General features: G+C 52.1%; 22 protein-coding genes. 18 read left to right on the plus strand and 4 right to left on the minus strand.

Annotated elements, in window-relative coordinates; translation table 11 throughout:
* Positions 1-102: 102 nt before the first annotated feature.
* From DP091_RS15930 to DP091_RS15955, 6 genes are all read left to right on the plus strand, one after another.
* Entirely contained in the window at positions 103-822 is a 720-nt protein-coding gene (locus DP091_RS15930) for a glycerophosphodiester phosphodiesterase (protein WP_113059221.1), read from the plus strand.
* 364 nt (positions 823-1,186) lie between these two features.
* A complete protein-coding gene (locus DP091_RS15935) occupies positions 1,187-2,635 on the plus strand; it encodes an MDR family MFS transporter (RefSeq protein ID WP_373456927.1) in 1,449 nt (482 codons plus the stop codon).
* Between the two features lie 28 nt (positions 2,636-2,663).
* Complete coding sequence (locus tag DP091_RS15940; RefSeq protein WP_258394562.1) at positions 2,664-3,263, plus strand: TetR/AcrR family transcriptional regulator; 600 nt, start codon at positions 2,664-2,666, stop codon at positions 3,261-3,263.
* A gap of 167 nt (positions 3,264-3,430) precedes the next feature.
* Complete coding sequence (locus DP091_RS15945) at positions 3,431-4,462, plus strand: copper amine oxidase N-terminal domain-containing protein (RefSeq protein WP_113059224.1); 1,032 nt, start codon at positions 3,431-3,433, stop codon at positions 4,460-4,462.
* A 210-nt stretch (positions 4,463-4,672) separates the two neighbouring features.
* The gene (locus DP091_RS15950; protein WP_113059225.1) at positions 4,673-5,995 is read left to right on the plus strand and encodes an MFS transporter; all 1,323 of its coding nucleotides are present in this window, start codon (positions 4,673-4,675) and stop codon (positions 5,993-5,995) included.
* On the plus strand, positions 5,967-6,884 hold the full coding sequence (locus tag DP091_RS15955) for a polysaccharide deacetylase family protein (RefSeq protein WP_113059328.1): 918 nt from the start codon (positions 5,967-5,969) through the stop codon (positions 6,882-6,884). Before DP091_RS15950 ends, DP091_RS15955 begins: the two co-directional genes overlap by 29 nt.
* 100 nt (positions 6,885-6,984) lie before the next feature.
* Here the strand turns inward: DP091_RS15955 and DP091_RS15960 are convergent, their stop codons facing one another.
* On the minus strand, positions 6,985-7,716 hold the full coding sequence (locus DP091_RS15960) for a hypothetical protein (RefSeq protein ID WP_113059226.1): 732 nt from the start codon (positions 7,714-7,716) through the stop codon (positions 6,985-6,987).
* 160 nt (positions 7,717-7,876) lie between these two features.
* Between DP091_RS15960 and DP091_RS15965 the strand changes: the two genes are divergently transcribed.
* The 3 genes from DP091_RS15965 to DP091_RS15975 all read left to right on the plus strand — a co-directional run bounded on the left by DP091_RS15965 (position 7,877) and on the right by DP091_RS15975 (position 11,637).
* Positions 7,877-8,596: a response regulator transcription factor gene (locus DP091_RS15965; protein ID WP_113059227.1), complete on the plus strand. Its 720-nt coding sequence runs from the start codon at positions 7,877-7,879 to the stop codon at positions 8,594-8,596.
* The gene (locus DP091_RS15970) at positions 8,593-9,957 is read left to right on the plus strand and encodes a sensor histidine kinase (protein ID WP_113059228.1); all 1,365 of its coding nucleotides are present in this window, start codon (positions 8,593-8,595) and stop codon (positions 9,955-9,957) included. Before DP091_RS15965 ends, DP091_RS15970 begins: the two co-directional genes overlap by 4 nt.
* Before the next feature lie 219 nt (positions 9,958-10,176).
* Positions 10,177-11,637 (plus strand): aspartate ammonia-lyase, encoded by a 1,461-nt coding sequence (locus tag DP091_RS15975; RefSeq protein ID WP_258394564.1) that lies wholly within the window; start codon positions 10,177-10,179, stop codon positions 11,635-11,637.
* 162 nt (positions 11,638-11,799) lie between these two features.
* Here DP091_RS15975 and DP091_RS15980 read toward each other — a convergent pair whose 3' ends face one another.
* Positions 11,800-12,411 carry a hypothetical protein gene (locus DP091_RS15980; RefSeq protein WP_113059229.1) on the minus strand — a complete coding sequence of 204 codons (612 nt, stop codon included), beginning with the start codon at positions 12,409-12,411 and terminating at the stop codon, positions 11,800-11,802.
* A gap of 240 nt (positions 12,412-12,651) precedes the next feature.
* Between DP091_RS15980 and DP091_RS15985 the strand changes: the two genes are divergently transcribed.
* Positions 12,652-14,283: an ATP-binding protein gene (locus DP091_RS15985; RefSeq protein WP_113059230.1), complete on the plus strand. Its 1,632-nt coding sequence runs from the start codon at positions 12,652-12,654 to the stop codon at positions 14,281-14,283.
* Between the two features lie 92 nt (positions 14,284-14,375).
* Here the strand turns inward: DP091_RS15985 and DP091_RS15990 are convergent, their stop codons facing one another.
* Both DP091_RS15990 and DP091_RS15995 read right to left on the minus strand, forming a co-directional pair.
* Positions 14,376-14,834 (minus strand): SAM-dependent methyltransferase, encoded by a 459-nt coding sequence (locus tag DP091_RS15990; RefSeq protein WP_113059231.1) that lies wholly within the window; start codon positions 14,832-14,834, stop codon positions 14,376-14,378.
* A gap of 17 nt (positions 14,835-14,851) precedes the next feature.
* Positions 14,852-15,766: a helix-turn-helix domain-containing protein gene (locus DP091_RS15995; RefSeq protein WP_258394565.1), complete on the minus strand. Its 915-nt coding sequence runs from the start codon at positions 15,764-15,766 to the stop codon at positions 14,852-14,854.
* Positions 15,767-15,885: 119 nt separating this feature from the next.
* Here DP091_RS15995 and DP091_RS16000 point away from each other — a divergent pair, with 119 nt between their 5' ends.
* From DP091_RS16000 to sdaAA, 8 genes are all read left to right on the plus strand, one after another.
* The gene (locus DP091_RS16000; protein WP_113059232.1) at positions 15,886-16,338 is read left to right on the plus strand and encodes an SRPBCC family protein; all 453 of its coding nucleotides are present in this window, start codon (positions 15,886-15,888) and stop codon (positions 16,336-16,338) included.
* Positions 16,339-16,633: 295 nt separating this feature from the next.
* The gene (locus tag DP091_RS16005) at positions 16,634-17,965 is read left to right on the plus strand and encodes a hypothetical protein (RefSeq protein WP_113059233.1); all 1,332 of its coding nucleotides are present in this window, start codon (positions 16,634-16,636) and stop codon (positions 17,963-17,965) included.
* Between the two features lie 166 nt (positions 17,966-18,131).
* The gene (locus DP091_RS16010) at positions 18,132-19,226 is read left to right on the plus strand and encodes a DUF4349 domain-containing protein (RefSeq protein WP_113059234.1); all 1,095 of its coding nucleotides are present in this window, start codon (positions 18,132-18,134) and stop codon (positions 19,224-19,226) included.
* Positions 19,227-19,357: 131 nt separating this feature from the next.
* Positions 19,358-19,492, plus strand: a complete 135-nt coding sequence (locus DP091_RS31910) for a hypothetical protein (protein WP_258394566.1) — start codon at positions 19,358-19,360, stop codon at positions 19,490-19,492.
* A gap of 187 nt (positions 19,493-19,679) precedes the next feature.
* Positions 19,680-20,696, plus strand: a complete 1,017-nt coding sequence (locus tag DP091_RS16015; protein WP_113059235.1) for an NAD-dependent epimerase/dehydratase family protein — start codon at positions 19,680-19,682, stop codon at positions 20,694-20,696.
* Positions 20,696-21,778, plus strand: coding sequence for a dihydrodipicolinate synthase family protein (locus DP091_RS16020; protein WP_113059236.1), 1,083 nt, complete (start codon positions 20,696-20,698; stop codon positions 21,776-21,778). The genes DP091_RS16015 and DP091_RS16020 overlap by 1 nt, the downstream gene beginning before the upstream one ends.
* Positions 21,779-21,817: 39 nt before the next feature.
* Entirely contained in the window at positions 21,818-22,501 is a 684-nt protein-coding gene (gene sdaAB, locus DP091_RS16025) for an L-serine ammonia-lyase, iron-sulfur-dependent subunit beta (protein ID WP_113059237.1), read from the plus strand.
* Complete coding sequence (sdaAA, locus tag DP091_RS16030) at positions 22,498-23,415, plus strand: L-serine ammonia-lyase, iron-sulfur-dependent, subunit alpha (protein WP_113059238.1); 918 nt, start codon at positions 22,498-22,500, stop codon at positions 23,413-23,415. Before sdaAB ends, sdaAA begins: the two co-directional genes overlap by 4 nt.

A 23,415-nucleotide genomic window follows, 5' to 3' on the forward strand; every position in this document is an offset into this window, starting at 1 on the left:
TATAGAGCTTCAAATAGTACCCCGATTACGTAAGTCAGTCCGTTACCATAAGATACTGACGTGATCGAGGCCATCAATCGACTAGATATGGAGGAATTGCACATGGAAGTACGTGGATTGGCTCATAGAGGGTATCCGCTGAAATACCCGGAGAACACGATGCTGGGCTTTCAGAAAGCATTGGAGCTTGGCTTCTCGCACTTGGAGCTGGATGTCCAGCTGACAAAGGACGGCGTCCCCGTTGTGATTCATGATGCGACGGTAAACCGGACGACCAACGGAACAGGGGCAATCAATGACTTCACGCTGGAGGAAATACGCAAGCTGGATGCAGGTTCAGGAGAAGTGATTCCCACGCTGGAGGAAGCACTGCGTTTTGCCAAGGATCGGATGATCGTTGACATTGAGCTGAAGCAGATGGGGGATACCTACCCCGGCCTGGAACAGAAGGTCATTGACGTGATTAAGGATACGGGCATGGAGAAGCAGGTGTTCCTCACCTCCTTCGATCATTATTCCATTGAACGGGCACGCTCCCTGGATCCTGACATTGAGCTGGGCCTTGTGATATATGGAGCTACGCCATCGGTGTTCCCTTATCTGGAGAAGATCGGGGCTCGTTATGTGTCCGTCAAATATGTGTACGTGACTCCCTCATTTATGGAGGAGGCGCGCAACCGTGGCATCCAGCTCATTGTCTGGACGCCGGACGATGAGGATGTACTGGCATCTCTTGCCCAATACCCTGAGCTCTTGATCGTTACGAACAATCTGGAGGGCTGGGCCAGAGTATACAAGGAGAAGATTGCGCTGAACGCGTAACGGCTCCAGAAAACTGATGCGCTTGCTGTGATGACATGTACAAAGCGTCGTCTGCATTTATAAGGTTAGGGGAAACGCCCGTTGACGGTCCCTGAAGTCGGCAGGTGTAAGTATCAAAGGATGTGTCCTTGGTCGTGGATCGGGGGCAGGTCCTGTTTTTAATTAATTGGGCTAAATACCTGATATCCTGCGTGTTTCTGCTGCTTATACTAGCGGGCAACGCGGTGGACTTCATTCGGATTGCCGAATTTGAAAATTTAATGAAAATTTTCAGTTGACCTGCGGACAATTGTCCGTTAGAATAAAAAACGCATGACCGGACAATTGTCCGTATACAGAGATAAGGGAGGATAAGGTCTTGGATATGGGAGTGGGGCCAAGTTCGGCCAAGATTGATTTAAGCAAAATAAAGAGAGGGCCGATTGTTGCCGCACTGATTATCGGCGCGTTCGTTTCCATCTTGAATGAGACACTGCTGAATATCGCTTTCCCAAGCTTGATGGAGCAGTTTGGTATTGGAGAGTCGACGGTTCAGTGGCTTTCAACATCCTATATGCTGGTTGTGGGTATTCTGGTGCCGGTCACGGCGCTGCTGCAGCTGTGGTTCACGACAAGACAGATGTTTATAGGCGCCATGACGCTATTTCTTATAGGTACGATAATTTGCGGCTTCTCACCGGTATTCGGGGTGCTGCTGGTAGGGCGTATCCTGCAAGCGGTCGGAACGGGGCTCATGCTGCCGGTTCTGATGAACACCATACTTAGTATTTATCCGCCTCAAAATCGCGGAGCCGCCATGGGCATGATCGGTCTTGTCATTATGACGGCCCCGGCGATCGGACCGACGCTTTCGGGCTTGATCGTGGACGCGCTGAACTGGCGCTGGTTGTTCTATCTGGTCATTCCATTGGCTGCGTTCTCCATTATATTTGCTGCGGTTTTCCTGAAGAACGTATCCGTACTGACCAAGCCGAAGGTCGATTATATTTCGATTATTCTGTCTACTATCGGTTTCGGGGGTATCGTATATGGATTCAGCAGCGCCGGAGAAGGCACCTGGTCTGATCCCAAGGTGATATGGTGCATTGTGGCAGGGGCCATCAGCCTGCTGTTCTTTGTATGGCGCCAACTGAAGATGAAGGAACCGATGCTGGATCTGCGTACATTCAGATTCCCGATGTTCTCACTCGTAACCGTATTAATGCTGGTACTGATGATGAGCATGTTCTCCACCATGATTATGCTGCCATTGTTCCTGCAGAACGCATTGGGCTTAACTGCGCTTGCGGCAGGCCTGGTCATGATGCCTGGTGGTATCATCAACGGATTGATGGCGCCGATTACAGGGAAGCTGTTCGATAAATTCGGACCGAGAGTTCTGATTATCCCTGGTCTTGCTCTCTTGAGTATCGCTATCTTCCTGTTCTCGCGCATCGACGCTTCATGGACCGGTGGTTATGTTATCTTCCTTCATGTTATGATGATGATAGGGATTTCGATGGTTATGATGCCGGCCCAGACTACAGCCTTGAATCAGCTGCCGCGCTTGCTGTATCCGCATGGAACAGCCATCATGAATACACTGCAGCAGGTAGCAGGAGCCGTAGGTATGGCCCTCTTTATCAGCATCATGACAGCAGGTGCTAAAAATTACGTTGAAACAACCGGGGATCTCAATCCGGTAGAGAGCATGGTTGCCGGTCTTCATAATGCTTTCGTAATCGGGCTTGTTCTTGCAATCATCGCTTTAGTACTGGGGTTATTTGTTAAACGCACAACTTCACCCGTTGAAGAAGAACAGTCTGCTGCATAAGGTTCCCGTGTGTTCAAATTAGAAAGGGATGCGTGCATTGCCGAAAGAGAATGACGAGTTGGGTCAAAAGATTTTGGATACGGCTCAGGCTTTATTTAATAAATACGGAGTCGAGGACGTCTCCATGCATCAAGTGGCAAAAACAGCCGGGATCGGGCAAGGCACCTTGTACCGCCGCTACCCCAGCAAGAGCAAGATTTGCTTTACGCTGATGGAAGCCAAGATCGATCGGTTTATGGAGGGGCTGGAGGTTTACCTTCAGAGCAGCGAAGGTGAACCGGTGGCTCATCGGCTGCGGACGGTGATGACGAAGGTCATTCTGCATTTCAATGAAGACTTGGAGTGGTTAAGGGTGATGCTGACCTCTGACCGGCTGGAGGACACCAAGAACATTATGTGTGAGAACCCGCCCTTCACGTTTTTGCGGTTTCAGATCAAGCGTCTGCTGGAGCGTGCGGCGGAGCAGGGAGTACTGATGCCGCTTGACCCTCAGTTTACCTCTGTGATGCTCGCATCTCTGCCGCGCGCGGATATCATTCTATACATGCGTGATATGGGATACAGCGCGGAGCAGATAGCGGAGGAGTATTGCAGAAGCTTTGTTGACCCGCTGTTTATCCATCGCTAAGTCAGATAATAGAGGCCGTTTCGGAAGACTTGATAAGTCTAACCCGGAACGGCCTTTTTGCGTGCTATCTTCCACATTCTCTTATCAATCCATTGCAACATTTGGCAAATACGCCCGTCAGTATAGTAGTACATGATAATTTAAGGCACCTAGAAAGGATGATGAGCATGAACAAACAATGGAAGAAGCAAGCAGCGACACTGATGGTTGCGGCCATCGCTGTCTCCGGTGGCGCAGCGGCTTATGCGGCACCCCAGGCAGGTGATAGCCAGGAACAGAAACCGGTCGTAATTTCGGCCGTAATGGATTATGGAGTTCTGGTTAACGGTAAGCAAGTGGCTGGTGTCGGTTATATGAACGCCGATGCGAAGCAGGTCATGATCCCGCTGCGGAGCGTATCCGAGGCGCTCGGATTTGAACTGGGCTGGAATCAAGAGGCCCGCTCTGCGGAGCTGACGAAACCGGGATCCCCGATCTGGACCCTCGTGAAAACAGGCAAAGACCAGTATGCGGTTAACAAAATGTACAAGTCCCTCGGCGCTGCGCCGGCGAATGTGAATGGCACGCTTTATGTTCCGGCTAACTTCTTCAGCGAGGTGCTCCATGCCAACGTCTCGACCGATGGCACGAAAGTGAGCATCTCGTCTGAAGAGGAAGTGAAGAAGGAAACCGTAACTGGCAAAATCACCGAAATTATCAATAACGAAGATCGCCAAGCCGTTCACATAAATGGAACGGGAACGGAAGGAATCCTTCTGAACGTGGATCAGAACACCGTTATCCGCGATGAAGAAGGCAAGGGCATCAAGTTTAAGGATCTTGCGAAGGGGATGGAGATTGAAGCCGTTCACAGCCTGGCGATGACCATGAGCCTGCCTCCGCAGACCTATGCTTATGAAATCAGCGTGAAGTCGGACAAGGAAGAGACGGAGCAGCTCGCTACAGCCGGTGCCATCACAGACATCAATGCCGATGGCGGCAATCTGCGCGTAACGATTAAGGGTAAAGGATTAACGAAACCATCGCCGAATGAAGTCGTCCTGAATTTGACGGCTGAGACGGTTGTCGTGAATAAAGACGGTAAAACCTTGATAGCAAGCGATTTGACTGCCGATGCAGAGATTATCGGTTACTACAGCCCGGTGCTCACCAAGAGCCTGCCGCCGATCGGCCATGCGATCAAAATCGTTCTTCAATAAGAAATGTAAACATAAACAAAAAGCCTGGCGGATAACGCCAGGCTTTTTTCATCGTTACTGAATTGGAAGATCATCTTATCGTACGGTTGCAGTATGGTTTGGCGTAGCTCAATAATGGAAATCCCTCTAACTCCGGCAGGAGCAGGTATATTCGTGCCATGCGCAGAATACTGTACAACAAAATCGTCCATGACGGATGGAGGGAAACGGATGAAGCGCAGTTGGGTGAATTCGCCGTATTCATATTCGCTTGGCATGTTTGCCATGATGGTTCCGAGCCAGGCGTTCAGCTCCTTTTACATCTTTTTTTACGTGGATACATTGGGTCTTGGCATAGGGCTGGCATCCCTGGCACGAACCGTATTCCTGATCTGGGATGCGGTTAACAATCCGCTGATGGGGTATTGGTCCGACCGTACGAAGACCCGGCTGGGGCGACGGAGGCCGTGGGTATTCGGCGCCATTCCGCTGTTCATGCTGACCTTCGTGCTGGTGTTCTCGCCGCCGGAAGGATTGTCTGAGAACGGACTGTTCATGTGGTTCTTAGTCGCGCTTATCCTGTATGAAGCGGTAGCGACCGTATTATGGGTCAATTATGGAGCGCTGTTCCCTGAGCTGTTCCGCGGAGACCGCATCCGGGCGAAAGCCTCGGCCATCCAGCAGGGCTACCAGGTTGTGGCGTTATTGATCGGTACCGCGCTGACCCCGATTATTTATGACGCCATGGGATTTTCGAGTATGGCGATTCTGTACGGGCTGCTGTTCGGCGTGTTCATGTTCCTCTGCATGATGAGCGTCCGGGAGCAGGAGACGTACAGCGCCAGCGAGCCGCTGAAGCTTGTCCAAGCATTTCGCGAAACCTTGCGCAACAAGAAGTTCTGGGTGTTTAACATCTCCAATTCGTTTGCCCAGACGGTAAATGGACTAATAAGCTCGACGATTCCTTTTTACGCAAAATATGTGCTCGATATCCCGGATAATCAAGTATCTATTCTGCTGGCAGCCGTGTTTGTATCGGTCATTCCGCTGGTATTCGTCTGGTACTGGATAATCCGCCGGATGGACGGCGTAAAGGCATGGCGTTTGTCGCTAGGAGTATATGGGTTATCCGTCATCCCTCTGTGGTTTGGCTATGATCTGATCAGCGGGATTCTGGCAGGCATCGGCGTGGGATTCGGTCTTGCGGGATTTCTGGTAACGCCGGCCATGGTGAGCGGCAACATCATCGACGAAGATGCGGAGCGGACGGGGCTGCGCAGAGAGGGGATCTATACGGCTGTCAGCGGGTTTATTACGCGTTCCAGCGGATTGATCTCAGCCCTGGCATTTTTTGTGGTAGGCATGGTATTCGGGTATGAAAGCGGTGACAATCCGGGGAGCGATCCGGAGTCGACTTTCAGGTATTTGATTAGTGTCGTTCCATTGTGCTTGCTGGCGATTTCCTTCCTGTTATCGTTTGCAACCAAAATCGAATTCTCAAAAACCATAGGAGGCGGGCACGACCATGGAGCGAAGACTGATCATCAACTGTGACGATTTCGGGCAGAGCAAGGCCATGAATGAGGCGATCCGGCATCTGCTGGAGGAGAACAAAGTCTCTTCGGCAACCATTATGACCGTGGCTCCCGGCTTTGAAGAGGCGGCCTCCTGGGCGGCACGCCGACGCCAACCGAATGTGGGGCTGCACCTCACCATGACGAGCGAATTTGAGGCTCTGCGATGGAGCAGCTTAACAGGGCATTCCTCCCTTCATGATGCCAGCGGCCATCAATACCGGACCGTTCAGGAGTTTGAGCGAGGGGCAGAGACGGGTGCCGTATTAAAAGAGCTGGAGGCACAGTACCGGCTGGCGAGCAAGGCGGGCATCCGCATCAGCCATGTGGATAATCACATGGGCAGCCTGTATGGGATGGAAACGGGGCGAAGTCTCATTCCGCAGATGCTGTGGAAGACTTCGCGTTGGCGCCTCCCCGCGCGACTATTCCGCTATATCTATCCGGAGGATCCGCTGCTCAGCTCGCTGCCGAATATCGAGCGTCCGGTCGCGCTCGCTTCAGGCCTTGCCGACACGTTTGGCGTGCCGATCCCGGATTATCTGCTCTCTCATCCGTTTCCCGTTGTTGAGGGAGAGACCTATGAGAGTTTCAAGCAATCGCTGATTGATAAGCTGTACAGACTCCCTGAAGGGGTCAGTGAAACCTACGTCCATCCCGGAGCGGAAGATGAATGGATGCTGGCGAATATCCCGCATTGGGAGAAGCGGGTATGGGAGTACCGGCTGCTGTTCGATGACGATTTTGCTTACGGACTGCGGGATGCCAAGGTGATCCTGACGGATTACCGTTATGTAGAGGAGCATTTGAAGAAGCCTCGTGTGCGCTCGGCCATGAAGCTGATGAAGGCAATGGCCAAAAAAACGTAAGTCGATGCCAAAACAAGCCCTGCCGCGGCACCGGCAGGGCTTGTTTGTTAAGTACGATTGGCTTTCGCCGACAGATGCTAGATGCTGCTGACGTATAAGTTTACTTCGCTTCAGCTTCCAGCTTAGCGATCTGCTCCTTGTATTGGTCCAGCAGCTTCGCCAATGCCTCTTTAATGGCATCCGAGTCCTTGGAACCTACGGCTTTGAAGAGGTTGATTCGGGCATGGATGAAAGCCAGATCTTCATCACTGATTTTCACACCTTCCAAATTTGCTGCATCGCTGATCTTCACTGCCTCCAAACCTGCTGCCTCGCCATGGACCACGTGTTGTTTCACTACGCCGGCATCGGATTTAACAGCTTCGGCTACTTCTATTGCCGTACCTTCTAGTGGAGTAAACTCCTTGATCTGGATCGCTTTGAATTCCTTGATATCCCCGCTGCCCGGGGATCCGTTGATATCTACAGCCGGAGTAGCCTCTACGGCAATTGCAATTCCGAATTCGCCATTTCCCGTACCCGGCTGTGCATCACCGTTGTCTGCGTCGACAGCTGCAGCCTCCGAGAAGAAGAAGTTTCCCTCGGCTCCGGCAAGCTTGCCGTACTTCTCAAGCGTTTCTTTCCAATCCTGTACCGTTTCCGGCGCATATCTCTCTGCCAATTCCAGCGGGTTCGGCAGAATGGAGATGGTAGTGGCGGCTTGTATAGGTGCGCTTTTGCCTGGTTGTTTTGTTACATCACTTGTGTCAGCTCCTGATGCATGTACGGGGACGGCTGCCGTTCCAAGCAGGGCGGCGGACAGGGCGAGCTTGCCAAACAGTTTGTGTTTCATCGTTTAACACTCCTTGTGGGGTTGGTTTGTCTTACAGTACCCAGTGTACGAGTCAGCATTGGCAGAACATTGGTGTATTTGTGGAAAAATAATGGCAATCCCCTTCATCTTCCTACAGCTTGGTATACTGAGAGGAGATGAAGCCCGGAGGTCTATATATATGAACCAAAATTATCTCATCGCCGTAGTTGACGATGATCAGCATATACGAAACTTGGTGGAAGCCTATTTGCGTAAGGAGGGCTACAAGACGGTGGGCCTTGGCACGGCAGAGGAGGGCTGGGAGATGTGGAGAACGAATCCGCCGGATATGTGGGTGCTGGATATTATGCTGCCCGGCATGGACGGCTTCGAATTGTGCCGACGGATCCGTGCAGAGGCCGAAGTCCCGATCATCATGATCTCTGCCAAGGATAGCGAAGTGGATAAAATACTGGGGCTAGAACTGGGAAGCGATGACTACATGGTCAAGCCATTCAGTCCCCGCGAGCTGGTTGCCCGAATCAAACGACAACTGAACCGATGGTACAAATTCCATCATGAGGATCGTGTTCCGCGGCTTGCGGCAGTTTCCCCGGAGCTTAGCAATGGGCGGCTTCAGTTAATGCTTGAGGAGCGGCGCGTGTTCTGGGATGGGGAAGAAGTGGATATGACCAACAAAGAATTCGAGATGCTGAAAGTGTTTGCCGAGCATCCGAACCGTGCGTTTACAAGGGATGAGCTGCTAACCTCCGTATGGGGTGACGACTATTTTGGAAGTGACCGTGCGGTCGATCATCTCATTAAACGGCTTCGCAAGAAGGTGGAGCAGCTGCCGATCGAGGCCATCTGGGGGCATGGATACCGAATGAGAGCGGATGGGGAGGAATCATCGATATGAAGCTGGTGCATCAGATCAATCTTGCGTTTGCCTTGTCGTTAATACTTGTGCTTTCCGTGTCGGCGGTTGTGATTCATTATGTGCTGATGGACCATTTTATCGGGACGCAGAGAAAGGACATGCAGACCATAGGGGCTGAGCTGACGGCAAAACTCGAAACTGCCGCCGCCCAGAGCATCCCTATAGAGAGTGCGCCTTTGGCGGTTAGCGGCTTGACCTCGGCACAGGTTGCGGAAGTAGGCGTAATCATCCAGGATAACGAAGGGAATGTGGTCAGCTCGAGTCCGGTAACTCCCTCCGCCCAGTTCATGGTAAGTCAGGCGATCCGTCCGGACTATGTGGCTTCGTACTCATCCGCAGCGGGGAGCGGCCAATTCCTCACCGAGGTGACGGCGGTTCCCCAAGGGACGATGACACTGATCACTCCGATCAGCAAGATTAAGGCCATTGAGCAGGCGCTGATGGGGCGTTTGATGCTCGTATTTGCTGTGGGGGGCGTAATCATGGTTATCTTAAGCTTGTTCATCACCAAGAGATTAATTAAGCCGCTCATGCTGCTGCGGGAGGAATTGAAGAAGGTGAAGGAACGACAGTTCTCCGAAGTTCGGCGGGTGTCGGCAAGCGGAGAGATCGGCGTAGTTGCAGATTCCGTGTACGAAATGGCGGGTGAACTGGAGCGATACAATCATGTGCAGAAGCAATTCTTCCAGAACGCATCCCACGAGCTGAAGTCGCCGCTCATGTCCATCTCCGGGTACGCGGAGGGAATTCGGGACGGGGTATTCGAAGGGGATGAGATCCGCAAAGGGCTGGATATCATTATGAGTGAGAGCAGCCGCATGACCAATATCGTAACCGAGATGACGCTGCTCGCGAAGCTGGACAGCGAGGATGGCATCTTTAAGGCAACGGCGGTCAATTTGAAGGAGCTCGTGGAGGAAACGATCGAAAGAGTCAATCCCGTCTTGGTGAAAAAAGGACTGTTCGTGCATCCTTCCTATGGCGATAACGAATCGTTAATGGTGTATGCTGACCGGGATAAGCTGCTGCAAGCGCTGCTGAACATCGTTTCGAATGGAGCAAGGCACGCGAGCAAGCATATATACATTCAAGCCGGTATCCAAAATGGCCGGGTATTTCTCACCGTTTCCGATGATGGCGAAGGCATATCCGAGGAACTGCTTCCATATTTATTCCACCGGTTTGTGAAGGGCAAGAACGGGGAGTCCGGTCTAGGTCTGGCCATTGCTCGCGCCATCGTGGAGCGCTGCGGAGGTCTGATCACGGCTGGGAATCGAACGGAGGGAGGGGCTGTCATCTCGGTAGGTTTCCCTCCGCATAGGAAGACCGCCGTCTTTTAGTTCAGGTGTGTCCCCATCATGGTCTACAAACAGAATCATCAGAATATTGCAAGAGGGGTCCTTTCTGGGTAATTATACTTAGATAAGGCCTCTTTTTTTGCGCATTCGCACATATCATTCAATATTCTCTAACAAAAGGCGTAAGCTATAGAGGATTTCAAGTGGGAAGGCAGAATTCTGTATATATCCGGGCAAGCTGGATGATAACAGGTGACAAGCATGATACAAAATAATCAAAAGGCGATGGTGATGTTGTCCATGGATATGCAGTATCGAATTGAAAGAGATTTTCTGGGGGAAAAACAGCTTCCTGTGGAAGCCTATTACGGCATTAACACGGTTAGGGCGGTAGAGAACTTTCCGATCAGCGGGGTACCCATCCATGCAGAATTGATATCTGCACTGGGCGAAGTTAAGAAAGCCGCAGCCCTGGCGAACATGGAGCTTGGCCTGCTGCCGAAAAAGATAGGCAGTGCCATTATAGAGGCGGCAGACGAGATCATCGCGGGCAATCTCCGTTCCGAATTTATTGTCGATTCCATCCAGGGCGGAGCAGGCACTTCGATCAATATGAATATGAATGAGGTATTGGCAAACCGAGCGCTGGAGATTTTGGGAAAACAGAAGGCCGAGTATTTCTACTGCAATCCTAATAATCATGTTAATATGTCGCAGTCCACGAACGATGCCATCCCGACGGCGATCCGCATCGCGTCTTACCGTCTGACGCAGGATCTGCTTGAGGTTTTCCGGACCTTGGTTGCCGGGATTCAGGTGAAGGCCAAGGAATTTGATGATGTCATCAAGATGGGGCGCACGCATCTGCAGGATGCGGTACCGATTCGACTCGGACAAGAGTTCGGGGCTTATGCCAACGTTCTGACGCGTGACATCAACCGGATCGAACGGGCGGCACAAGGCTTGTTAGTCGTTAATATGGGGGCGACCGCGGTAGGCACGGGGCTGAATGCAACACCGGACTATATGCACAGTGTCGTCCAGCATTTGATTGAGCAGACAGGCTTCTCCTTGAAGCAAGCCGAAGATTTGGTCGATGCCACCCAGAACACCGATGCGTATATGGAATTGTCGGCTGCGCTCAAAGTGTGTGCCGTGAACTTCTCGAAAATGTGCAACGATATCCGTTTGATGGCTTCCGGTCCGAGAGCGGGCCTGAACGAATTGAACGTACCGGCAAGACAACCGGGTTCGTCGATTATGCCGGGCAAGGTCAATCCGGTGATGGCCGAGGTCATGAACCAGGTGTCGTTCCAGGTTATCGGCAATGACCATACGATCAGTTTGGCATGCGAAGCCGGGCAATTCGAGCTTAACGTTATGGTTCCTGTCGCAGCGAACAACTTGATGCATTCCCTCAAAATCCTGAAGAACGGCATGGATGTGTTCTACAAGAATCTGATGGTCGATCTTACGGCGAATAAGGAACGCTGCAAGTACTTCGTAGATAACAGCTACGGCATTATTACGGCATTGAACCCGCATCTGGGTTATGACGTAGCCTCCAGACTCGTGAAGGAAGCGCAGAAGACAGGCCAAAGCATCAGGGAGATCATTCTGGAGCAGGGTCTTTTGACAGAGGAACAGATCCAGGTTATTCTGGACCCTTATCATATGACCTCCCCAGGTATTGCCGGAGAAGAGTTCCTGCTGAACCAATAGGGTCTCCCCTTGTTTTATCGATACGAAGAGCCGACCAAGCTGTCATCTTGGGTCGGCTCTTTTTTGGTGCTGTTGGTTATCTCTGACGGATGACGTAGATCATTAATGAAACCGTTTGAGTCCAGTCGAAATATGAGCAGCAGCGCAAGGGTGTGATTGGTGTTATGGATTGTTGAGTGCAGCTATAAGAGAGGCGATGACGTTCTTCTCGGGATCATCCAGCTCCTTATTCGTTTGCCATTGCTCTAGCTCTTGTTTCACCTGTGTAACATCCTGGTAACCAAGATGGTAGGCAATACTGGAAACGACGCTTTGCCTAATATCGTTGTCACTCAAGTCAGCGAGTGCTCGAACCACGCCTTCCGTGTCTCTGGTAAACAATTCACCTGCAATAGCGGTGTATTGCTCGGCAGAGGCACCGTCGAGATTGGTGGTTGCCAGAAACAGGCTCCTGTAATGTTCGGGTTTGATAAGGGACCGCTGGGTATACAGCAGCTCTAGAGTCTCCAATGTTTTGCCATCGCTCAGGCGGTTGTATTCTGTCCAGTCCATGCCTTCCAATTGAGCAAGCATGTTCGTGACTTTATCCTCGGTACTCATGTCTTCCCTCTCATATAATGAAAATACGTTTTCCGCCGTACTGTTGTAGTCCGTCACTGCAGTTGTCGGAGGCTCAGATGATGGAGCCGGGGCTTCAGCTTGATTGCTGGAACAGGCTGTTACAAGAAATATAACGGCCATGAGGAACAAATAAGCCATATTGGGTTTGAACATGGATTCTCATCTCCTTTACATCCTAAACGGATCTTTGATGTAAATAGTTACATAAACAGGAGGAGAATATCAGAATATGTTTCCAAATATCTGCTCATCTCGTATACCTTGATAAATGTTAAGATGAAAACTGCCATGTTCACATTCGATTAAGTTTTACTGGCAGGCTCCATTTGCCGATAAAAGTGATAGAATAAACGTTAGGTTACATTAAAGTGGCAGTATGATAAAAAGGGGTATGTGGTTTTGGATAATCGATGTGGTGAAATAACCGATCAGGAGATCATTCGGCAAACGAAGCAGCAGTGTATAGACAAGGGGATGAACCCGAAGCTGGTTCCAACACATACGAATCGATTGAATGACGAAGTATTGGCCGCAAGACGTGCAAAATATAAAGAATACATCGAAGTGATACAGGTTTTCGTGAATAAGTTCCTTTCTTCAGGATCAGGGAACCCTGTCGTGATCACGATTACGGATAACGAGGGATTCATTCTTGATATGGAAGGGGACCCGACCATCATAGAAACAGCCCGGTATTTGGGTATCACCGAGGGCAACGGCTATTCCCAAGAAGACGGTCTAAGCTCAATTGATCTGTGTCTCCGGTACGAACGGCCGTTTACGTTGATAGGAGAGGACCATTTTCATCACATTCTTCACCGTATGGCATGTTATTCGGCTCCCTTTCACGGCGAGGGTGGGAAGGCGATCCTAGGAACGATCTCTCTAATGACGAACACGGAGTTTGTTCACCCGCATTTGCATGCTTTGTTGTGCACGATGGCCGATTCCCTGGAACGGGAGATGGTTACCCGCAAACAGAACACGCAGCTGCAAACCTTGAATCAGGTGCTTCTCGGAACGAATCATTATGGCGTGATCATTACCGATGCAAAGGGTCAGATTCTGGAGATGAACGAAACCAGCTTAAACCTGCTGTACAAAGGCGGCAGTGATCGGAGACGAACCCAATATGTGGGTCGCTCGGTGTTTGGTATTAAGCCGATTGGCGAGTATTATGAGCGTGTGATACACCGGCAGCAAATCTGCATCGGAGAAGAGCTTTCGCTCGAGATATCCGGAAACATGAATCACTATATTCTGGATGTTCAGCCTGCTTACGACCGTGAGGGACAGCTCATGCGGGTGGTAGGTTTTCTTCGTGATATTACGGAGTTGAAGCGTACGGAAGAAGTGCTGCGGAATACGGAAAAGCTGGTGTTTGCCGGTCAGGTTGCCGTAAGCATCGCCCATGAAGTGCGTAACCCGCTCACCACGGTGAAAGGAATGCTCCAGTTAGCGAATAAGGAGGCCTGTCTTCGGCACTATGACCTGATCATGTCCGAGCTGGAGCGGGCCAATCTGATGGTAGGGGAATTTATGATTCTGGGCAAGCCCCAGGCTGCGGTCTTTAAGCTTGAGGACTGCGGTCAAATTCTGGAAGAGGTGCTCCACTTGTTTGCGATCCAGGCGGAGCTTAGCGGGATCGAGATGACCCGAAACATCGGGCAGAATGCTACGATTCTATGCGACCGGAACCAGATTAAGCAAGTTTTTCTTAATATTCTGAAGAATTCGATGGAAGCCTTGCCGCATGGCGGGAACATTCACATTCATCTGGATGTGCAGGAAGGATATCAACGCGTGATCTTTACGGATAACGGCTCCGGCATGACAGACGAAGTGCTTCAGCGGATCGGGGAGCCTTTTCATACGACCAAGCCGGACGGCAATGGCCTTGGCATTATGATCGTCCAACGGATTATGGAAAGCCACAATGGCCGGATAGTCATCCAGAGCGAGGAAGAGCGGGGAACTTCGGTCGAAATAAGTCTGCCGATCCCGATTCAAAACCCAACGGGATGATCCATAGAAACAGCGCTGACCAAGCAAGTCCTTAAAAAGTCGAAGGACAGGGCATGCCAGCGCTGTTTGTTATTGGATAAAGTACTTCATCCTTATTCCCAGTAACGGGACATGATGTCCGTAGCCCATTCGGGCTGCTTGGTCTGCGTCTTCGGCAAAAACTCCTCCATGACAGGTTTGATGTCAACGACGGGAGTCCCGTCTATGGCATCCAGCCCTTTTACGAAAAGGGACCTGCCCTCTCTGCTTACCAACTCCACCATGGTGGCTCCTAATCTGTTGGGACGGTTCTTGCCCCGCTGGGCGAAGATACCGACCTTGGGAAAGCTCGGATTATTTCGCGGATGTCTCGCCGCGTACTGGATGCTGTCGTCCTGGACGAGATGGAATACGTAGATGATTTCAAGGTGGCTGAACGTTTCAATCCCATCCAGGGAGCTTTCATCCCATGCTTCGCCCAGCTTGATCTCCGAGATGACATTCCCCCAGTAATCATCCTGAATCGCCTTTCTTTCGTTATGGACCATTCCGATCGCCTGTATCGTATACATGGTTAACCTCCTTCAGGTTATCGTTCCTTCATATAAACCTCCGGCGTTTTACCGATCACCGCTTTAAAATCCCGGATAAAATGCGACTGGTCGTAATAGCCCATGTCCATGGCCAATTGCAGTACATCCTGTTGATCAAGGCCTTCAAGCATCTCGGCGGCATTTTGCAGCCGGTACAGGCGAATCACCCATTTAGGGCTTACCCCGATGTACTGCTTGAACAGGCGCTGAAGTGACCTCGGACTCATCTGGAACCATTCGCTAACCTGCTCGACCCGGATGATGTCCCGGTTGTGATGAATTTGATCGATGATGGTATGAATCCGTTCGATTTGTTCGTCTTCTTCGGGGAGAACGCGGCGGATAAGCTCCTCCATGTACCTGACTTTTTGCTCCGGTTCCTCTGCGGTCAAAAGCTGCTGCTCCAGCGTATGGGGGTCGACTCGGAGAATCTCCATGGTCCCTACGGAGGAATCCGTCAGTCGGTCCATGGACGTCTTCACGAACGGATAGAATCCGCCGGGTCTGAACTTGATACCGAATACTTGGCCCCTCCCCTCCAGATGGTGGGAATGCCTGGTGCTGGATACGCCGTAAAAAGCGGTTCGATGAGGCTGAACGACCAAGTTTGCGCAAGGATTAGGAACAACATCCTGCAGATGAGGCTCCTGACCGGTTAAATCCCAATGAATGATCCAGTAATGCTTGATGAAATAGGAAAGGTCGCTGGATGGGGGAACTCGCAGGAGCTGGAACTTCTCACCGGCTCTTTTCATGTTCAAAATGCCAAGGCTGGATTGATGAGGATGCTGAATCATGGACATAAACACCTCCAATAATCCGTAACAGGCCTGGATCGATAGACCATTGATCACTGGCCCCATACGGGACTTGTGCTTGAAGTGATTCGAAGTGATTCGAAGTGATTCCATAGGTTGCAGCCTGTCGCATTTTTACAATACTTGGATCGCAGCTGCTTGATAACATCATCATATCACAGGAGGACAAGTCGGTCTTCCTGCGCAATTTATAGAGGGTAGGAGGAAGCTGCATGGAGCCGTTGAAGTATGAGTTTTATATCGGTGCTTCGCCAGAGAAGGTATGGGATGTCTTAATTTCGCCGGAGGGTACGCGGGCCACCTTTTTCGGGAGCGAACTGAGATCCTCATTTGAAGTCGGGGAGCCTTATGCATATGTGGGTCCGGGGAATGACGGGGAGGAGACGGTTCATGTCTATGGGAAGGTTCTGGCTTATGAGCCGCAGAAGACACTGAGTCTGTCCGAGCATCCGGGGCCGTCGTATTATGCCAATCATGAGGAACTGGAGTCCCGGATTACGTTCACTCTCGAGCCGGTAGGGAATTGTACCAAGCTGACCCTCGTCAATGATCAATACACGCCGGATCATCCGTCCCGAGCCAAGGCAGCGGGCGGCTGGTGGATGACCATGAGCATTCTGAAAACCTATGCGGAGACGGGGAAGACCCTGGATTTGGGCTGGTAGCTCATCGTGAATGATCGGCATATGGCCGACAGCATCCAAGGATCTCCCCGACCGCACATCGCGTGCAAGCATGGAATCTTATATATCGAGGAACGAGAGTCGATTAAAGAGCCGTAATGGCTCTTTTTTTGCGGGGGTTTATAGAGGGAGGAAGCAGGATTGGAGCCGAAAAGCAATGAATCTCGCCGGCCATTTTCACTTGCCAAATTTCCGATAGCGGGTATGATTTAGGTATCCATGCCGGCTTGTCGATAAGGGGCATCCCGGCAATGGGAAAGATGGGAGTGAAGGAAACATGACGGAGCGGAGGCAACTCCCTGTCCAGCAAATTCGTATCGGTATTATCGGAACCCAGACGATCGTTGATAAAATTATGAAGGTCATTGAAACCTTTCCTTCCTTTGACCCCGTGCCGCTTGTTTTTCAGGATGATGGCGAAGCGCCGGCAATGGCTGAGCGGATCGGAGGCGAGGTTGAGGTGCTGTTCCTCTCGGATCCGCTGACCCAGCGCAAGGTGAAGGAGCTCGGACAAGTCTCGATCCCTGTGCATTATGTCCCCGTCACGGACGCGGGTTTATATAAAGCGTTGTTCCATGCCGGGCAGCGGGGAAGACTGGCTGGCGGTATATCGGTGGATACTTTAACCGAGACGATGGTGGTCCGGACGATAAGGGATCTGGGTATCCCGGCCGTACAGGCCGCCATTTACGATGGACCGGCTTATGCCCCGAAGGAGAATCTGATTGCTTTTCACCGTCTACAATATGAATCCGGCAGGTGCTCCGTTGCGTTCACGGGAGTAGAAGCGGTGGCCCATGAGCTGACGAGGCTTGGGGTCCCTAATGAATGGCTGCTGCCTTCCGATCAGGATATCGTGGTGTCGCTGGAGCGGGCTTTACTGTCTACGGCATCCCGCCGCAGCAGGGAAGGCCAGATCGTGGTGGGAATGATTAATATAGACGATTTTGGTACCCAGGCGTTAAGACGGAATAATGAGCATGAGGTGCAGAAGCTGAAGCTGGATATTCACCGGATGGTGCTCGATTATGTGGAATCGCTGGACGGTTATCTGACCCATCTGGGTGGGGACGAATATCTGTTCTTCACGACGCGTGGCATCTTTGAAAGGGAAACGGGCGGTTATAAAACGATCCCCTTGGCAAAAGACATAAATAAAACCTACGGTATTTCGCTCAGCATCGGCATGGGTTTTGGCCAGTCGGCCAGCATGGCGGGAACCAATGCGCGAATCGCGATGCGGAAATCCAAGGAGGTTGGCGGCAACGCCTGCTTTATCGTGCGTGAGGATGGCACCCTGATCGGACCGCTGGAGATGGCCGATCCTGTGCAGGAGGTGTTGTCCTTTACGGATGCAGGGCTGATCAAGCGGGCAGAGGACGCCGGGATGACGAGCGCCTACTTGAGCAAGCTGCTGAACCAGCGTGCCCGTTCGGGTAAATTTGAATACAAGGTCCATGAGCTCGCTCACCTGCTGGACATTACCGTCCGCAGTGCACATCGGCTGCTCCAACTGTGGACCGACAACGACTTGGTTGAGATAGCCGGAATCGAGAAGGTGCCGAGGGGGAGACCAAGGCAGATATTCAGATTTACGTTTTTGGAGTAGCGTGGTGAAATTACTTTTGGGAACGGCGTCTTTTCTGTTATACGACGGAGGAGGTGCCTTTTCCGGTGTGGCCCGGCATGGAGTTTTTTAGCGGGCCTGCAACCTTCCAGATGATGGAGCCGTTAGTAGATAAAATGGAATATAATTATCTACAGGGGGTTGAAGTATGGGAAAGCGGGGTTCATGGATTGCTGCTTTGATGCTTATCGTATTGCTGGTCAGCGGCTGCTCTTCGGGTTCTCAAGACAAAAGCGCCGGAGGTGCCGCGCCCGTCGAAAAGCAATTAACATCGACGGATCAAGCCTCAAACAAAACGGATGGAGTTGCGGCGAAAGCCGAAAGCGAAACGGCGGATAAGAGCAAGAACAGCGCCGAGGAGCCGGCATCGGCGGATGCTGAGCTTCCGAATATGCCAGCGCTTGCCCAGACTTCCGGCGCAGGGTTTAACCCACAGGATTTGTCAAGCGGCCTTAACCAAAAGCTGATGTACAAAGCGAATATCGTGATGGAGATTCAGGACTATGGAAAAGCGCAGTCGGAAGTCCGGAACACAGTGGCGCTTTCCGGCGGTTATATTGTTAATTTCAGCGAAACCCAGTCTACCAGCGAAAAAGGCGGCACGTTTATTGTGAAAGTTCCTGCAAACGGTTTCTCCTCCTTTATAGACCGTTTGGAGAACATTGCGCATGAAAGCCTGCAGCGAAGCATCGAAGGGCAGGACGTGACCGAGGAATACGTCGATTTGGAATCCAGGCTCAAGGCCAAGCAAATCATGGAGGAGCAGTACGTCGCTTTCATGAAAAAAGCGACCAAAACGACCGACCTTGTCGCTTTTGCCAACGAGCTGGAGCGCATTCAATCCGAAATCGAGCAGATGAAAGGCCGGATGCGTTACATCGACCAAAACGTGTCTTATTCCACGGTGGAAATCAGGCTTTACGAGCCGCCCCAAAAAAAGGATGATCCCAAAGCGTCCACTAATCAAGCGCCGCTCGGACAGCGGGTTTCCCAAGCTTTTCAGGGCAGCATCGATGTGATCACCATCATCATCCAATGGATTATCGTTATCCTTTCCGGCTCGCTTCCCTTGTTGGTCATCGCGGCCTTCGTTCTGCTCATCTTATGGCTGGTGCGAAGATCGGGGCAGCGGAAACGGGAAGAGGCAGCCCGAATACGAAAGCTGCTCAATAACGGACCGACATCTGAGCAAGGGCATCCGGAAGGCCACAAGGACGAGGAAAAACGATTGAAAGATGAGTAACGGCAGGAGCAGATTCGAATACGTCAAAGAACGATCATAAAATCCAGAGGAAGGCCAAGGCAAATCCTCAAACTTATCCTCATGGAATAAGATATCGGATATGTATTATAATGGGGGACGAGGTGATCGTGATGAATAAAATGAAGGTCAAATTCACTCGCGTTGAGAAAATCGTCATCTTCACGATGCTGGGGCTGGCAGCCTCCTTTATCCTTGCCTTCCTCGTGCTTCGACACATCGTGCTAAACGTTTCGTTTGCTCCCTGAGACCAGGGAGCTTTTTTTAAGAGATAAGAAAGTATAAACATCCGAGGCGTAGCATCTTTATCCCGCAAGAAAAACTTCCTCTAAACGCAGTCTGTTTACCTATTTAAAGACGATTTAAAGATTTGTCTTTATATCAATTGGGGCCGTATGATGAAGAAGAATCATCAATCGGAGGAGGAGATTGTTCATGTTAACCGTTGCAGAATTAGAAGCGAAGCTGGCGGAGCCTTCAGCACAGCTTGTTGCCGATCTGGCATCTTTGGAGGGGGATATTCTTGTGCTGGGCGTCGGCGGGAAAATGGGCCCCAGCCTTGCAAGGCTGGCGGCCAACGCCGTTCGGGAAGGCGGTGGCGGCAAACGGATCATCGGCGTATCGCGCTTCTCGAACCAGGAGGCTAGACGCGAGCTGGAGGAGGCGGGCGTTCAGACGATTTCGTGCGACCTGCTGAACGATGGGGAACTGCAGCAGCTGCCCGAGGCTCCGAACGTGATCTACATGGCGGGCAATAAATTCGGCACGACCGGCCGTGAATATTTTACTTGGGCGATGAATTCGTACTTACCGGGCCGGGTGGCCGAAAAGTTCAAGCAATCCAGAACGGTCGTATTTTCATCAGGAAATGTGTACCCGTTCTCGCCGGTGGGCAGCGGCGGAGTCAACGAATCGGTAGCGCCGGAGCCGGTTGGAGAGTATGCGCAGTCTTGTCTCGGCAGAGAGCGCGTCTTTGAATATTTTTCCCACCAGAATGGTACGCCGATGGCGATCTACCGCCTGAATTATGCCATCGACATGCGGTACGGCGTTCTGCATGAGCTGGCCAGATCGATTCACGAGGACCGGCCGATTCACCTGGCGATGGGGCATGCGAATATCATATGGCAAGGAGATGCCAACGAGATGGCGCTCCGTTCGCTCCTGCACTGCAGCTCGCCTCCGGAAATTATCAACATTACCGGACCGGAGACGATGTCGATCCGCTGGGCGGCACAGGAATTGGCGGCACTGATGGGCAAGGAAGTGACCTTTACGGGTGCGGAATCCGAGACGGCACTTCTGAACAATGCTGCGAAATCCCACCAGCTGTTCGGTTATCCGAAGGTGTCTCTGCTGCAGATGTTGGACTGGACCGCAGCATGGGTGCAATCGGGCGGCGAGAGCTGGAATAAGCCGACTCACTTCCAAGAGAGAAAGGGGAAATTCTAATGAGCGGACAGGTTCCTTCAACTCAACGTTTAGCCCCCGAGAAGCTTACAGCCCTGCATGAAGGGCTTGTTATACCGGCTCACCCGCTTGCTTTGGATGAGAACCGGAAGCTGGACGAACGACGCCAGCGGGCATTAACGCGCTATTATGCGGCTTCCGGTGCGGGCGGTGTTGCCGTCGGCGTTCATTCGACCCAATTCGAGATTCGCGACAAGGGCATCGACTTATATGAACCCGTGCTGCGACTTGCGGCAGAGGAGGTTCGCAAGGCGGAGCTCGATCGGCCGTTCATTATGGTGGCCGGCGTCTGCGGTCCCACGGAGCAGGCAGTAGAGGAAACGGAGATCGCCCGCAAGCTCGGCTATGACGCCGTCCTTCTCAGCATGGGCGGTTTAAGCGGCTGGAGTGAGGAAGACATTCTAAGGCGCACAGAGGAGATCGCGCAGAGGATGCCGGTAATCGGGTTCTACCTCCAGCCGTCGGTTGGCGGCAATATCTTCTCCTTCGACTTTTGGCGCGCCTTCGCCGAAATTCCGAATATCGTGGCAATCAAGATGGCTCCCTTCAACCGCTATCAGACGATTGATGTCGTTCGAGCCGTCTGTTATTCGAGCCGCAGAGATGACATTGCGCTCTATACGGGGAATGATGATAACATCGTCAATGATTTGCTGACGACGTATCAATTCCAGGTGGACGGAACGATGGTCACCAAGGCTATCGTCGGCGGTCTGCTCGGTCATTGGGCGGTCTGGACCAAGAAAGCGGTAGAGCTGCTGGAAGAAATCAAGGAGGCGCGCACACAGGAGCGATTCGCGAAGGAGTGGCTTACACGCAATGTGGAGATTACCGACTCCAATGCAGCCTTTTTTGATCCCGCCCATCAGTTTGCAGGCTGTATTCCGGGCATCCATGAGGTGCTCCGCAGGCAGGGGCTGCTGCAAGGAACATGGTGCCTGAATCCGCATGAAACGCTGTCTCCCGGACAATCAGAGGAGATTGACAGAGTCTACCGGGATTATCCGCATTTGAACGATGACGATTTTATTCAAGAGCACTTGGAAAGTTGGCTGGCGGACTGATACAATGAGGGCAGAATAGTTGAAAGTGGGGAATCGCGCATGCGGTTTAAAGATGTGTTTTCTATTATTGGGCCCAGTATGGTGGGGCCGTCGAGCTCTCATACCGCTGGGGCCGTGCGGATCGGAAGGGCTGCGCGGCGCATATTTGGAGCATTCCCCGATCAAGCGGAAATTGTGTTCTACGGTTCTTTTGCTGAGACCTACCGCGGCCACGGCACCGATCTGGCTGTCGTGGGCGGGTTGCTCGATTTTGCGACGGATGATATGCGTATCCGCCATTCGATTGAGCTTGCGGAGGCGGCAGGCATTGAACTTAATTTCAAAACGGCACAGAACGTGGCCTTTCACCCGAATACCGTGGGGCTGAGGCTGACGGACGGCGATCATACCGATGTCATTGCAGGCGCTTCCATTGGCGGAGGCAGTGTAGAAATGCTGCGCGTGAACGGTTTCGACGTCAAGTTTACGATGAATTATCCGGTGCTGCTGGTCTTTCATGATGATACGCCGGGCATGGTCGCGCATATCACCCGGCTCCTGGAGGCCGGCGGCGTCAACATTGCCTATATGGACGTGGACCGCAAGGGAAGAGGCGGCGATGCCATGACGGTGGTGGAGTCGGATGAAGCGGTCCCGGCTGAGTTGATGAAGCATATCGAAGGGCTGCCGAGCGTGCACCGCGTCGTGGTTGCGGATTTGACAGTAGAGGAGGCGCAGTCATGAAGTTTTCTACGCTGGAGCAGATTATCGCATGCTGCCGGGAGGACCAGGTTACGATCGGCCAGCTAATGCTGAATGAACAGATCAAGGAAACCGGCAAGAGTAGGGAAGAGACGTTTAAACAAATGTCCGATTATTACGGCATCATGAAGGAAGCGGTGCACCGGGGGATCCATGAACCTGTTCCTTCCAAAAGCGGCCTGACCGGCGGGGATGCCGTGCGCGTCCATCAATATATGAGCAGCGGGGTGCCTGCGCTCGGTACCGACGCTTGCACGGCACTGGCCTACGCGCTGTCCGTGTCTGAAGTGAATGCCTCCATGGGGCGGATCGTGGCTACGCCGACGGCAGGCTCCTGCGGCATTATCCCTGGCGTATTTGTCAGCACGCAGGAGCGCTTCGGCTGGGAAGACGAGCATCTGGTAATGGGGCTGTTCAGCGCAGGCGCGATCGGCTATGTGATCGCCAACAATTCGTTTATTTCCGGTGCGGAGGGCGGCTGTCAAGCTGAGGTGGGCTCAGCCATCGGCATGGCGGCAGGCGCTCTGACAGAGCTGAGGGGCGGCACGCCGGAGCAAGCGGTTCATGCCGTTGGACTTGCATTGAAAAATTCCTTAGGGCTCATCTGCGACCCGGTTGGCGGACTGGTCGAGATTCCTTGCATCGTTCGAAACGGCTTTGGAGCCGTGACCGCGCTGGCGGCATCGGATATGGCGCTTGCCGGCGTTCGCAGTGTCATTCCATCGGATGAAGTGATTGACGTCATGCTGGAAGTCGGCACGGCCATGCCGTCCAAGCACAGGGAAACGGCGAAGGGCGGACTTGCGCAGACGCCGACAGGAAAAAAAATCCTGAAGGATTTGTACGGCAAGGAAGGCAAGAAGCTGCGCGAAAAGGGCACAAAAGGGGGAGAGTAA

Source organism: Paenibacillus sp. MDMC362, assembly GCF_003269305.1.
Lineage (GTDB): Bacteria > Bacillota > Bacilli > Paenibacillales > Paenibacillaceae > Paenibacillus_AQ.